The 13764-nt window shown below is 31.9% G+C and carries 12 protein-coding genes; 10 read left to right on the top strand and 2 right to left on the bottom strand.

The annotated features are described in order from the left end of the window. Positions 1–887 precede the first annotated feature (887 nt). The 7 genes from FYJ27_RS12295 to FYJ27_RS12325 all read left to right on the top strand — a co-directional run bounded on the left by FYJ27_RS12295 (position 888) and on the right by FYJ27_RS12325 (position 8617). Positions 888–2540 carry a phage tail family protein gene (locus tag FYJ27_RS12295; RefSeq protein ID WP_195839136.1) on the top strand — a complete coding sequence of 551 codons (1653 nt, stop codon included), beginning with the start codon at positions 888–890 and terminating at the stop codon, positions 2538–2540. A gap of 2 nt (positions 2541–2542) precedes the next feature. Continuing rightward, positions 2543–2908 (top strand): hypothetical protein, encoded by a 366-nt coding sequence (locus tag FYJ27_RS12300; protein ID WP_154485087.1) that lies wholly within the window; start codon positions 2543–2545, stop codon positions 2906–2908. 2 nt (positions 2909–2910) lie between these two features. Then, the gene (locus FYJ27_RS12305) at positions 2911–3807 is read left to right on the top strand and encodes a hypothetical protein (protein WP_154485088.1); all 897 of its coding nucleotides are present in this window, start codon (positions 2911–2913) and stop codon (positions 3805–3807) included. Then, a complete protein-coding gene (locus FYJ27_RS12310) occupies positions 3807–4907 on the top strand; it encodes an AAA family ATPase (protein ID WP_154485089.1) in 1101 nt (366 codons plus the stop codon). The genes FYJ27_RS12305 and FYJ27_RS12310 overlap by 1 nt, the downstream gene beginning before the upstream one ends. Before the next feature lie 676 nt (positions 4908–5583). Then, positions 5584–7530, top strand: a complete 1947-nt coding sequence (locus tag FYJ27_RS12315) for a DUF2075 domain-containing protein (protein WP_154485090.1) — start codon at positions 5584–5586, stop codon at positions 7528–7530. Positions 7531–7684: 154 nt separating this feature from the next. Then, positions 7685–7927: a hypothetical protein gene (locus tag FYJ27_RS12320; RefSeq protein ID WP_154485091.1), complete on the top strand. Its 243-nt coding sequence runs from the start codon at positions 7685–7687 to the stop codon at positions 7925–7927. A gap of 204 nt (positions 7928–8131) precedes the next feature. Beyond that, complete coding sequence (locus FYJ27_RS12325; RefSeq protein ID WP_154485092.1) at positions 8132–8617, top strand: NADH-quinone oxidoreductase subunit NuoE family protein; 486 nt, start codon at positions 8132–8134, stop codon at positions 8615–8617. Positions 8618–8969: 352 nt separating this feature from the next. On the opposite strand, the gene FYJ27_RS12330 is transcribed toward FYJ27_RS12325, so the two are convergent. Then, entirely contained in the window at positions 8970–10163 is a 1194-nt protein-coding gene (locus FYJ27_RS12330; protein WP_154485093.1) for a saccharopine dehydrogenase family protein, read from the bottom strand. A gap of 443 nt (positions 10164–10606) precedes the next feature. Here FYJ27_RS12330 and FYJ27_RS12335 point away from each other — a divergent pair, with 443 nt between their 5' ends. The 3 genes from FYJ27_RS12335 (at position 10607) to FYJ27_RS12345 (ending at position 13118) form a co-directional block, all read left to right on the top strand. Next, positions 10607–10900 (top strand): iron-sulfur cluster repair di-iron protein, ric, encoded by a 294-nt coding sequence (locus tag FYJ27_RS12335; RefSeq protein WP_154485094.1) that lies wholly within the window; start codon positions 10607–10609, stop codon positions 10898–10900. Between the two features lie 18 nt (positions 10901–10918). Beyond that, on the top strand, positions 10919–12769 hold the full coding sequence (locus FYJ27_RS12340) for a heavy metal translocating P-type ATPase (RefSeq protein ID WP_154485095.1): 1851 nt from the start codon (positions 10919–10921) through the stop codon (positions 12767–12769). 121 nt (positions 12770–12890) lie between these two features. Further along, positions 12891–13118, top strand: a complete 228-nt coding sequence (locus FYJ27_RS12345; RefSeq protein WP_154485096.1) for a heavy-metal-associated domain-containing protein — start codon at positions 12891–12893, stop codon at positions 13116–13118. 116 nt (positions 13119–13234) lie between these two features. Here FYJ27_RS12345 and FYJ27_RS12350 read toward each other — a convergent pair whose 3' ends face one another. After that, positions 13235–13540 (bottom strand): YdcF family protein, encoded by a 306-nt coding sequence (locus tag FYJ27_RS12350; RefSeq protein ID WP_229775563.1) that lies wholly within the window; start codon positions 13538–13540, stop codon positions 13235–13237. Positions 13541–13764 lie beyond the last annotated feature (224 nt).

Below are 13764 nucleotides of genomic sequence, written 5' to 3' on the forward strand. Positions count from 1 at the left end.
AGGCTAACTATTTGTTTTTTGAAATCTTCCGTATACCTTTTTGCCATTTTAATTCCTCCCAATTCTTTATATTTTATATTATATCATTGTTCGGAATTTAGTTGTCCTATTTAGTATAGCCTATCTAGTTTATCCAAAACAGGACAACAAAACATAAATGAACTGTAGAGTAATGACTAAACTAAAAGCTTTTATACATCGCTAATAATATAAAATGAAGAGTGGGAGTAACACCCAATTTGTCTAGCCTAAGAGGCGAAGACAAATTGATAGTGTTACCCCTGTCAGAGTTGACGCGGACTATAACGACCATAGGGAGTTATAGTCCCGTAACTTACGGCGGGAGTAACACCCAGTGAAACGAGCGATAGCGAAGTTGAACTGTAGGTACTACCCCTACAAGGATTTCCAATTTCATGTGAGCAAAGCGAACAAATGAAATTGATGAAATCTACTGCTGGAGTAATGAACAAAAGTCTTGGAACCTTTAGAAATAGAGGAACCAAGACTTTTTTATTTTTTAAAAGTAATAAAAAGGTACTATTTGGATTTTGGATATCATTCATTTGGGAGATTATATATGTATTCTAAGTTTTTAATAATTTAATGTATATTTTTAAACCCATCGAATTTGATGGAATAAAAACTCAAGATAATTAACTATTACTCTTCAATATGATATTTATAATTTTTCTTTTCATTAAAGAAGTAATGAACAACTCCTTCTTGTTTCTTCATGTTTAGTCAATATATGATATAATATCCTTAAATATAAAAAATAAAGTCTTATAAAATAGAGACCACTATAGGATATAGTCATAATAAGTTATGTGATCTACTAATTAACAAGAGAATGAATAAACTTGCATAGAAGGGATAGATATATTATGGAAAAGGAAAATGCTTTTCTTGCTGAAAACCAAGGGCTTAGTGAGGATGTGACGGATTATTTTGATTTCGATGAATTAGAAGAAAAACTTCAGGGCCAATTAGAAGAAGAACTTGCAGATTTAGAATTTTCGCAAGAAGAAAAAGAGAAAATAGGAAACCCAGATAAACTTGGGGAAGTTATTTTAGATGAAGTATGGAAACAATTCGGTAATCAAATTGGCCTTGATATGACTAATGAGACATCAATTCAAAAATATGATCGAGAGCATCCTGAAACGTACGATGAAGTTGGCAAAGCTGTAATGCGGGACCAGAGGTATAAGGATGCTAACAATGCAATGAAGAAACAACAACAAGCTGGCAACTTAAAGGATAAATATACAGGTAAAGATATTAAAAGAAATGAAAAAGCTAATCTTGACCATGTTGTTTCAAGAAAAGAATTATACGAGAATCAAAGAAGAAAACAAGCCAATTTGAGTACAGAAGAACTTGCAAATAAATCGGAAAATTTAAAACCAACCAACGAATCCCTTAATAAAAGTAAAGGAGCCAAAAGCGTCGATGAATATATTGCTACCCGGTTTGAAAGGGAGAGGAAACTAAAAGAACAAAACGAGCGGGCTAATAAAAAAATAGATGAATCAAAAAACATAAGTGAAACTGAAAAACGCTTACGAAAGAAAGAGAATGATAAGCGCTTGCAGGATAAACTTGATGCCGATAATGAATCAATGAAAAAAGAAGATAAGAAAGCTAGAAAAGAAATTAATAAAGACATTGCTAAAGGTGCTGCTAAGGAAGTAGGTAAAAAAGCAGGAAAAGATGCATTAAAACAGATGGTAATTTCGGCTCTTTTCTCAATGCTTAAAGAAATAATGAATGGTTTGGTTAGATTCTTTAAATCTCAAGCAAAATCATTTGAATTGTTTTTGGATGAAATGAAACAGGCTATTAAATCATTTTTTTCAAAAATTACAAGCGTTTTACAAACTGGTGCGTCAAGCATGGTGGGAACAATTGTTTCTGAAATTTTTGGGCCAATTGTAAGTACTTTTAAGAGGCTTGCTAGTTTAATCAAGCAAAGCATTGCATCTGTTATGGAAGCTGTTAGATATCTTAGGGATAAGGAAAATAAAAACAAACCTTTTAGTGTCAAGGTTGTACAAGTTGGGAAAATAATCACAGTAGGATTGGTTGCAGGTGGTACCATTTTCCTTGGGGAATTATTTGAAAAGTTATTATTGAAAATTCCAGGGATGCAAATCCAACTACCTTTGATAGGTTCGTTGGCAAATGTTATTGGTATGTTTTTAGCAAGTTTAATTAGTGGTCTTGTTGGTGCAATAGTCATTAACCTAATTGACAAGTTTATTGCCAAAAAGGAAAAAGCAGAAGCTATTAAATCCCAAGTCGAAAAAGGTAATAATATTTTAAATACACAGCATCAAATTCGTATTGTAAGTGAGGTGAAGCTTGAGCACGATAAAGCAAATGCCGCGAATACGATAAAAGAACGTCATGTTGCAGCAGCTAATATGATGAGTGAATCGTTAGAAAATATCGCAGCAAATTGTAAGGGAGATGAGTCCATACAGACTACATTTTATGATATCGATAGGTTATTAGATGAATTGGAGGATGAGTAATTATGAATAAAGGATTAGGTATAATTGGAGCTGTATTTATAGCTGGAGCAGTTGTTTTTGTATTCTTGAATAAATCAAAGAAAACAAAGGATGATAGTGTTACAGCATCTAAAAAAGATTCTGTCGATGTTTCACCAGATAACAGTGCATCAATAATCAGACAAAATAATATTCACAATGACAGTGTTGAATTTGACAATGTTAAAATTTCGGCTATAAATACTATGTATGCTAGGCATGAAGAAGCTTCAAAAATCATGCAGGATGCGGTTGGAGTTATTTGTAAGAAAAGTGAAGTCCCTGAAGATGAGAATTGTAAATTAGAGCAAATTTCTGATGAATTAGATAAATTACTAAGTGAGGAATAAAGATGAGTGAGTTGGTGATTGAAACCCATGATTTTGAGGTTGCAAAGAAAGGCTTAGAAGAGTTTTCTAAAAAGAAAGCAGAAGAATTGGAACTTGATACAGTTAGAACAGACGGCGGATTTCTAGGCCTTGGTGACCATAAAGTTACAGGATATGAATTAAACTGTAGACTTAGTGCTATTCAGCAGCACTTAATAGATTTGAATAATACAAATAACAAAACCATTAAAGAATTCGGTCAGGTATATAATGCATTAGAGGCTTTGGATAAGGACTATATTCAAGCTATTCTGATATCCATAAAAGCTACCGAAGAAACCAGTAAGCGTATTGAAGCCACGCAAGAACAGATAAAAAAGATTGTTGATGACCAAAAGAAAACACTTGAGGTTTTGAAAAAGTTCAAACAAAGGTTGGATAACTATGTCCATCTTGGGGATATTGATGAGATGTGGAATGATTGCCAGAAATGGTATAAGGATATTACAACGTTATCAAATTCTATTAATAACGCAATATCCATCGGTAATGCCACTGCAAAGAAAATTGAAAGTTTAAAAGCAGCACTGAAAACTACAGATGAGAAGATGGATGATTTGTCGAAATATAAAGAACGACTCTGTGGTATTGCACATTTGAATGATGTAGATGAACTCTGGGATTCAAATGAGGTGCATTCTAATCAATTATCCGAATTAGAAAAACAGGGCGAAGAAACAAAAAAACTTATTCAGAATAATAAGAAACTCATCGATGTGTCTATTGCAGATGCAGTAGAAAAAAACAATACAGCGATTCAAATGTTGACCCAAAAAACCAAGTATGCTTATATGCTTGCGGGTGGTTCACTAGGTTTTGCTTTGATTGAATTGATTTTTATACTTTTGAAGGTGATATGATGAATAAATGTAAGAGTGCATTAATAAATAGTGCTTCAAAACTAGACGCCATCACGAATTCATGTGGTGAGATTACAAAACTTGCTGCCTTAATCATCGAGGATGATAGCAAGGAAGCTACGGTATCTCTCCTTAAAAAAATATCTGAAGTGGTGGACAATCAAAATTACAAGATTGAAATAAAACATGTAGCACAGTTGGTGAATTCGAACTTAATTGGATATTATGGTTATACAGCATTGCAAAATATCTGTAAGCCGGATATAGAAACGCTAGGAGATACAAGAACATTAGAAGAACTACTAGATGAGCTAAATGCTCTTGTTGGTTTAGAAACCGTCAAAGCAAAGGTTTATGAATTAATTGCTTATCAAAAGGTTCAAAAATTGCGTAGAGAGAATAATCTTCACTCTTCAAAGAATACTCTACATCTGGCGTTCACTGGGAATCCTGGCACAGGAAAGACTACCGTTGCTCGTATTGTTGGACATATATATAAGCAGATAGGCTTGCTTTCAAAAGGTCATTTTGTTGAGGTTTCAAGAACAGACTTGATAGCCGGATATCAGGGGCAAACTGCACTTAAAGTAAAGAGTGTAATTGAAAAATCAAAGGGCGGTGTTCTCTTTATTGACGAGGCTTATAGTATTACGGAAAATGACCATAGTGATTCATACGGACGAGAGTGCCTTACTGAATTAACAAAAGCATTGGAAGATTATCGTGATGATTTGGTGGTCATCGTGGCTGGTTACACAGAACCAATGGATAAATTTTTCGAATCTAATCCAGGGTTAAAATCCAGATTTAACACTTTTATCGAGTTTCCTGACTATTCAGTTGAAGAGTTAGATAAAATCCTTGTTTCAATGTGTGATAACAATGATTATGTTCTTGATGAAAATGCACATGAAATTATCCATGATTTTTTGGAAGATAGTCTCTCTAAAAAGGACGAGAATTTTGCCAATGGTCGATTGGTAAGGAATCTTTACGATGATTTGGTTATGAATCATGCACGAAGAGTTGTTAATATAGAAAATCCAACAATAGATGATTTGTCTGTAATTACAGCTATCGATTTTGAAGTTTTGAGCTAGGTATATCCAGGTCTGTTATATTCGATAGAAGAATATTATATATGGGGATTCTGTGTTGAAAATTTTTCTTAAACGTGAATTTGGCTATGATAACACATCTGTTGAAAGTTTCAATAATATACCAAAAACTGAATGCATTAAAGAAAAAATATTTTAAAACTTAGAAGAATTAAAGCTAGAATAAATGGATTATATTAGTTAGTATAGCAACTATAGAATATATAGAACTCTTAATTATTTAACACCGAAGAAATATAAAGAAAGGAAGTTTGCGTAAAAGTGGATAGATTTACCTTTGACGAGATTAAATAAATAATCTTAGAATTGCAAATAAATTCAAGGAAATTTAAATATATTGTTCGGTAAAAAAACTGTCCAAAAAAGTGTTGACATATCAGAATCTCATATTTAAAACCGGGGATTGGACCTATGGTAGGAGATGCTTTTCAAATACTATTGAAATATACGCATTTCTAAATAAAATAAATCCATAAAAGTTGAGTGGGAGTAGTACCCAAAAACCTGATAATAGCTAGAAATAGCTGTTATCAGGTTTGTTTTTTATGTTATAGTTATAAATAGAAATGGTATAAAGAATTAGGATATGACTTCTTTAATTTGGTATGACATAATAAATTAAAGAATTATTGGTCTTATATTTAAGGAGGGAATAACTTTGGAAAGGAGTTATTATCAAAACCATTTAGATGGTTTTTTAAAAGATGATGAAGATAAAATATTAGGTATTCTTGCTAAGAATAATGAATTTGAACTAGAGGATAATCAAAGAAGAGCTTGGATAAAACAGATAAAGATACTTAAAAATATTTTCAGGAGTATTAATGATGGATTTATTGCTTTTGAATATACTATACCGCGTATGGGAAAGAGAATAGACAATGTATTTTTATATAGAGGAATAGTATTTTTATTGGAGTTCAAGGTAGGTTTAGAAGAATATTATAGACATGACATAGATCAAGTTTATGATTATGGATTAGATCTCAAAAACTTTCATGAAGAGAGTTTGGATAGATATATAGTCCCCATACTTATATCTACGAATAGTGGCGAGAGGTCTTTAAGTATACATATTAATAGAGACAAGGTATTTGAACCAATTTGTTGTAATGAATTTAACTTGATTTATGTTATAGAGAAGGTAGCTAGAGAGTATGGTTTTGAAGATAGGCAGTATATAGAGTGGATAGAATCTAGATATAGACCTACACCGACGATAATAGAGGCAGCTCAAGCACTTTATAAGGGGCATAATGTAAAGGATATATCTAGGTCAGATTCAGGGGCAAGGAATTTAAATGAGACTACAGATTATATAAATGAAGTAATAAATGATAGTAAAAAAAATGGGAAGAAATCTATTTGTTTTTTGACTGGAGTACCTGGTGCAGGAAAGACTTTGGCAGGACTTAACATAGGGGCTAGTAGACAGAAGTATGAGGAAGAGGAGCATGCAGTTTTTTTATCGGGAAATGGGCCTTTGGTTAGTGTTTTGAGAGAGGCTTTGGCTCGTGATGATAATGAATATAATGGAACTTTGCTGAGTGAGGCAAGAAGAAAATCTAGTGTGTTCATCCAAAACATACATCATTTTAGAGATGCAGCTATAAGGGATAAGAGGGCTCCTATAGAAAAGGTAGTGATATTTGATGAGGCACAAAGAGCTTGGAATAAAAAAGAAACAGAGAGGTTTATGAAGGAAAGGGGAGTGGAATTAAAAGAATCAGAGCCACATTTTTTAATATCTGTAATGGATAGACATGAGGATTGGGCCTGTATAGTGTGTTTGATAGGTGGAGGACAGGAGATACATAAGGGAGAGGCAGGATTAAGTGAATGGTTTGAATCTATAGATAAATTTAAAGAATGGGAAGTACACTTATCTAATAGGATAATAGATTCCAAATATCTAAAATTAAATAGCTTAGATGAAGTAGAGCTAAATTGTAAGTATAGTTTTACAGAAAAACTTCATCTATCCACCTCTATAAGGTCTTTTAGAAGTGAAAATCTTTCGGATTTTGTGAGATCCTTGCTAAATATCGAGGTAGACAGATCTAAAGAGATATATGAAGAACTTAAATATAAATATCCAATATATTTGACAAGGAATTTAAATATGGCTAAAAGATTTTTAAAAGAAAGCAGTAGAGGTAATGAAAGATATGGTATAGTTGGCAGTTCTGATGCTAGAAGGCTAAAGGCAGAAGGGTTAAATGTAAAGGTTGGAATAGAAGTTGAACATTGGTTTTTAAGTGGCAAAGATGATGTAAGATCTTCTTTTTATATGGAAGACATAGCTACAGAGTTTGATATACAAGGGTTGGAATTAGACTGGGTATGTGTGGCTTGGGGTGGAGATTTTAGATACACAGATGCAGGATGGGAATATAAGAATTTTAAGGGAACACGTTGGCAAAATATAAATCAAGAACACCAGAGACTTTATAAAAAGAATAGTTATAGAGTTCTTTTAACCAGAGCAAGACAAGGTATGGTTATTTATGTTCCAAAAGGGAATAGAGAAGATCATACAAGGGATCCAGAATATTATGATGGAACATATAATTATTTAAGAAGTATTGGTATAGAAGAACTATGAGAAGAATACTTTGAAAAGTTAAGGAGAAGAGAAAAAAAGATATGCATACCAGATGATCTGCTGAAAGGTAAGGAAGAAATAATGAAATATCCAGACTAGATATATCCAAAAGCAAGAATAAGAATTTAAAAGCAGGAGTCACAAAAAAAGAAAAATGACACTAATGATAATAAAGTTAAGATTGGTCAATTGGTTAGAGAAAACATTGTTTATTGCTGAATATAATAAGGGATATTTACCAACTCAAATCTTTATTGATGCTGGATTTGATGTAAATATATTAGGTAATCATAGAATCTATAGTGCAAGTAAGTGGTGGCATAAATCATATAGAAAATCTGGGGAATTAGGACTTAGAGATACTAGAAAATTTAATAGTGGTAGACCCTGTCCTTGACTTAGGGGCAATTTCATTTAAAGTAAAAGTTTTCAAGGCCTTTTTATTACTTTAAGTCCACTTTAAAATGCAACAGGTTTTCCATTCTAATATTTTTTCAAGATTTATTGTTTATGTAAATAATCTGATTTTAAATACAGCTTTTGGGGTAGAAAAACTAATATAACAAATTAAACTAATAAAATATTATAATAGGAGATAGAAATGAGTGGAAAAAAGAATGAAGAATTAATTTTTCAAGAAAGCTTATCTGAATGTGTAGATAGCTTTGGAATTGGAAGTCAGGAAGGTGTAAAAGCTAGTCTTACAGAATGTCAGAAGATTTTTGACTGTGTATCCATTGTTCATCAACAGCAAATTTCTGAAGCATTCCAATTAGATGAAAAAATTATAAAGACAATGATTAAGTTTATGCCTTCCATTAAGGAATCGGTTGTAGAATATGAAGTAGTATGTTGTAGTGGGGCTAGATGTGCTAAGAAGGGTTCCATAGAGGTATTAAAAGCTGTGAAAGATACTCTTGATATAGATTTTGATGAGACAACTGAAGATGGAAGGATAAGACTTACAACCCAAAATTGCTTTAAAAAATGCAACTTAGGCCCAAACATTATGGTAAATAGTAGGTTTTACCATAAAATGAATAAGGTAAAAGCAAAGGAATTAATGAAAAACATTAAGGATATTTAACTTTAAAAGTCTCATAAATGTAGGGTCTGATTATTTTTTAAAAAAATTAGAGCATATAGAATATGGTATAAATAGAGATGAAGTCAACTTTAACATTAGAGGAAATACAGCTTATTATAGTTGCTATATGGATATTTACCATAATTCAATAAGTGTCTTACTAAGTTTTAGAATATTAGAGACTATTCTGAAATAAATTCTATCATATACGACAAATGCATATATGGAATTTATTTAAAAAGTATTTAGATGAATTTTAGCAATCCATCCCAAGTATTTTATAGGTGGGACGGATTGCTAATAATATTTATATTTTTCTAATATATAGTTTAAATAAATTTTTTAAGTTTTATTAATATTCTTCTCTAACAGTAAGATCTTCAGTAATTTTAAATCCAAATCCATCTTCACGGATTCTCCTTACTGTTTCTTTTACAAATTTATCTGCATCTTCTATAGCTTCTTCAGCTACCATAATACCTTTCTTGGTTATTTCACCTTTACCTAACATTTCAGCACCTATGATTAATGGAATTGCTGTAAGTGGAGCCATATTTCCTGCTACTCGTCCTATATAAGATATATCTTTACCATCTTTTTTGCCATGTAATTCTGCGGCTGCACACGCAGTAACTCCTTTCAAGAATTCCTTAAGTTCTTCTTCTGTCATTGCTGGTTGACTTGCTTTTTGTGCTAACAATACAGCTAATGCGAAGTCACGAGGTGATACGGGATTTCCATTGATATTAAGTGGGTGATTAGATGTAAGACCTGCTAAGCTAAGGTCTTTAAAGCCTTCATATGCTGAAACTGGCTCAAGACTAAATCTTACAGATACGTTTTGAATTTCTGGCGAGTATCTAGGGAATGTAAATACTTCAGGATGTCCTATTCTAGTAACTTTACGAATCCCATAAGGTTCTCCAAAATCGAAATTCCATTCTTCTCGGAATGAAGGTTCGTTTAACATTTTTCCATCTTTAATGTATGGAGCATTGTGTATACATTCTAACATATGTCCAAGTACTGCAGGGCCACCAGGTTCTTTTTCATCAGCTGCAAAGTAGAATATAGCTTCATTTAGTGAGTCAAAGTAGCGTTGTTCTGCACTACATGCTAGTACTGATAAAAATCCTGGGCTTGCTCCAAGGCCCATTATCATACTAAGACCTTTTTCTTCAGCTTTCTTTGGTAAGTCTGATTCAAATATTTTGTTGAATGCTTCAATATCATCGCAAAAGTCGATATAATGTTTGCCAGCTTTTATTGTAGTTTCTATAATTTTATATGCAAGAATATGGTAAGGGCCTGTACAGTTAGCAACTACGTCACAGTCCTTTATAAGTTCGTATAAAGCTTTCTCATCAGAAACATCAACTTCTGCAGCTTTTATAATTGGAGAGTTAAGTTTTTCTACAATCTTCTTATTCCTTTCAAGATTACGTGACGAAATTATTACCTCATCGAAAGTATTACCATGATTGATTAAGTCTTTAATTCCATAAAGTGCTTGAGAACCTGCTCCACCTAAAACAACTAGTTTCATAAAAATTCCCCCTAACTTATTTTGGTATGATTTCCATCACCTAGTTATTACATTATAACGATAATATTCAAAAAAGTCTATAAATTTCTTTTTAAATTAAGAAAATATAATATGTTAAGTTAAAAAGATTACTCAAGTTTATCTTTATATTTTTTCCATATTGTAGTTCTTTGAATTTTTATTTTTATTATTCATATGAATATAGTAATTTTCTTTTTCACAATATTTCATATCTTCTCTTTTGGATATGTTTTTTTATTTTATAATGCGGTATATGCCTACTATATACAGGTATTAATTACTCGTTTTTTTATATAATCTTCATATTTATTTAACTATATAAAATTTGATATAGGTCAATTTTTCTTTTACAAAGCTATGCTAGAATGAAGTTACAAAAATAAGAAATAATAAATAATAAATAAAAAGGAGAGAATTATATTATGACGAAATTTAACGAAGTAAGAGAAAGAAATTTTGAAGTATTAGAACAATATGTTCCAATTGTAGAGCGTGTTCATGGTGAAAATCATCCAGAATTTCATAAAGTGAGAAAGTTATTTGATGAAATTAATGCAAAAATAAATGAAGCAGGGTTAGAAAAACCAGAATTAGATCATGAATTTAAACAACTACGTGAAGCTACAGACAACTATACTGTACCTGGTGATGTATGTGAAAGCTATGAAGCAGTATATAATATGTTAGCTGAACTAGATGAAGCATACTACGTATAACCGAAAGGGGAAGGGAAGATGCAACGTTATATTTTAAGTAGGAAAAATCACATTACATTAATTAGTGGTATTTTGATTGCCATTGCCTTCATTATTAAGTGGACAATGGGCAATATAATGATTTTTAATTGGATCTTGATTATTGCTTCCATATTTGGTGTAGCACCTATTGCTATTCAAGCATATCAAGCGTTACGAGTAAAAGTAGTGAGTATTGATGTTTTAGTTACAATGGCTGTCATTGGTGCCTTTTTGATTCAGAACTATGAAGAGTCAGCAATTGTTACATTTTTATTCCTATTTGGTGCTTATTTAGAGCAACGTACATTGAATCAAACACGTTCTGCTATTAAAGAATTAACTGAAATGGCACCAGAGAGTGCACTAAAACAAATGAAAAATGGTGAGTTTGAAGAAGTAGAAGTTGATGAAGTTGACGAAGGAGATATCTTACTTGTTAAAACAGGGGCAAAAGTTCCTGTTGATGGTACAGTTTTAAGTGGGGAAGGACATATTAATGAAGCAAGTATTACAGGAGAAGCTGTTTCTGTAGGGAAAGAAAGAGATTCCAAAGTTTTTGCTGGCACAATTTTAGAAAATGGAACTATTCAGATTGTTGCTGATCGTGTTGGCGAGGATACAACATTTGGCAAAATTATTGAATTAGTAGAAGAAGCACAGGATTCAAAATCAGAAGCAGAGCGTTTCATTGATCGTTTTTCAAAGTACTATACACCAGCTGTACTAGTTCTATCCTTTGTAGTATGGTTAATTTCACAAAATATTGAACTAGCTATTACTATTCTAGTTCTCGGCTGCCCTGGGGCTTTGGTTATCGGCGTACCTGTATCCAATGTTGCCGGCATCGGAAACGGAGCACGTCATGGTGTATTATTAAAAGGTAGTGAAGTTATTCATGATTTCAGTAGGACAGATACAATGGTATTTGATAAAACAGGTACTTTAACTGTAGGTAACCCATCGGTTTCAGAAACAAAATATTACACAGATAAGGCTGATGAAGTATTAGGTTATCTTGCAAGTATTGAACGTGAATCAGATCACCCATTAGCAAAAGCAGTTTTGCAAGAAATTGGTGAAACGACATTTTCGCCAGTTGAAAATACAGAAGTTGTTAAAGGCGGTGGAATTGTAGCCAGTGTCAATGGACATAGAGTAGCTGTTGGCAACGTTGCTTTAATGGAGAAAGAAAATATTGAACTCAACGAAGAAGTAAAGGCTGATGTAGTTCGTTTCGAAAGAGATGGCAATTCCCTTGTATTAACTGCTGTTGATGGTAAATTGAAAGTTATGATGGGTGTTCGTGACCAAATTCGTACAGGTGTTAAAAAAGATCTTCAAAAACTAAAATCCTTAGGGGTAAAAAATCTTGTTATGCTTTCCGGTGATAATCAAGGAACTGTTGACATTGTTAGTCGTGAACTAGGTTTGACTGAAGCACATGGAAATATGTTACCTGAAGATAAAGCTGAATATATTAAAAAACTAAAAGAAGAAGGTCAAGTCGTAGCTTTTGTTGGGGATGGTGTCAATGATAGTCCTTCATTAGCTTTAGCTGATATTGGTATTGCCATGGGAAGTGGTACAGATGTAGCTATTGAAACATCAGATGTTGTTTTAATGAATTCAGACTTCAGTCGTTTACCCCACGCTGTTGGATTAACAAAGTCTACAGCTAGAAATATGCTTCAAAACATTATTATTGCTATAGGTGTTGTATTGGTATTATTAGCCGGTGTATTTTTTAGTGATTGGATGAATATGTCAATTGGTATGTTAGTACATGAAGCAAGTATCTTAGCTGTTATCCTTAACGGCATGAGACTATTAGGCTATAGTATAAGATAATGATAGAAAGAATTGATTAAAGTTAAGTTTTTCACAGTAAAATAGGTTAAATTAAATAATAAGGGAAAGGTTAAAAGAAATTCAAGTAAAAATAATAAATAAGTGAGAGGAGAGGATTATGATGAAAAAAGCAACAATCCAATTGGAAACTTTAACATGTCCATCATGTATGCAAAAAGTTGAAGGTGCAGTGAAAGGTTTGGATGGCATTGACCAAGACACGATAAAGGTATTATTTAACTCCAGTAAAGTAAAATTAAACTTTGATGAAGAGAAGATTTCAATTGATCAAATCGAAAATGCAATTGCTAAAGTAGGTTATGAAGTTCAAAAATCTAGGGTAAAATAGATTGATAAAAAGTAAAATTATTATAAATAAGCGTTTATCAAAAATATAAAAAAGAGGCGTTTCAAAATTAACTAGTTAGTTTTGAAACAGCCCCTTCATTTTCCTTTTGAACTATATCATATAATATAATTCACGAAATAAATTATTCCTATAAAAATTGCAAATAATATATTTTTATTTAGGTTTAAATATATAATTCCAATATATTCTCGTATAATTGCAGAAACATAATAATAAAATTTAGTTTTAGATCCTAAACCATTGTAGTTAAGTCCCAGTGATTTAGCTAATATTCCAGCCCTAAGTACATGATAGTTTGTAGTAAAAAATAATACTTCAGGATTATCTTTATCTGAATCTTTTTTAATTAAATCTGTTGAAAACTTTAGATTTTCCTCAGTGTTAGTGGATTTATTTTCCATGTTATAAAAAATCCCATAACACCTATTAAAACTTTAGATTTTATTTTATCAATGAAAATTGGCAATATAAAACTAGAACTTATAATACCTATTCCAACTGAAACTCCCACGGCTAAAGCCGATGGGGTTCTTAGGTACTATATAGATTTCTTTAATACTCTCACTATATTAAATATAGTTACAACGCATTAAAACTATCTATTTTCCCTAAGACTTTCACTATC

Source organism: Anaerosalibacter bizertensis, assembly GCF_009696605.1.
GTDB lineage: Bacteria > Bacillota > Clostridia > Tissierellales > Sporanaerobacteraceae > Anaerosalibacter > Anaerosalibacter bizertensis.

Coding starts and splice junctions, on each gene's coding strand:
- FYJ27_RS12295 (WP_195839136.1), top strand. CDS start 888: ATGGAAAAGGAAAATGCTTTTCTTGCTGAAAACCAAGGGCTTAGTGAG.
- FYJ27_RS12300 (WP_154485087.1), top strand. CDS start 2,543: ATGAATAAAGGATTAGGTATAATTGGAGCTGTATTTATAGCTGGAGCA.
- FYJ27_RS12305 (WP_154485088.1), top strand. CDS start 2,911: ATGAGTGAGTTGGTGATTGAAACCCATGATTTTGAGGTTGCAAAGAAA.
- FYJ27_RS12310 (WP_154485089.1), top strand. CDS start 3,807: ATGAATAAATGTAAGAGTGCATTAATAAATAGTGCTTCAAAACTAGAC.
- FYJ27_RS12320 (WP_154485091.1), top strand. CDS start 7,685: ATGACACTAATGATAATAAAGTTAAGATTGGTCAATTGGTTAGAGAAA.
- FYJ27_RS12325 (WP_154485092.1), top strand. CDS start 8,132: ATGAGTGGAAAAAAGAATGAAGAATTAATTTTTCAAGAAAGCTTATCT.
- FYJ27_RS12330 (WP_154485093.1), bottom strand. CDS start 10,163: ATGAAACTAGTTGTTTTAGGTGGAGCAGGTTCTCAAGCACTTTATGGA.
- FYJ27_RS12335 (WP_154485094.1), top strand. CDS start 10,607: ATGACGAAATTTAACGAAGTAAGAGAAAGAAATTTTGAAGTATTAGAA.
- FYJ27_RS12340 (WP_154485095.1), top strand. CDS start 10,919: ATGCAACGTTATATTTTAAGTAGGAAAAATCACATTACATTAATTAGT.
- FYJ27_RS12345 (WP_154485096.1), top strand. CDS start 12,891: ATGAAAAAAGCAACAATCCAATTGGAAACTTTAACATGTCCATCATGT.
- FYJ27_RS12350 (WP_229775563.1), bottom strand. CDS start 13,540: ATGGAAAATAAATCCACTAACACTGAGGAAAATCTAAAGTTTTCAACA.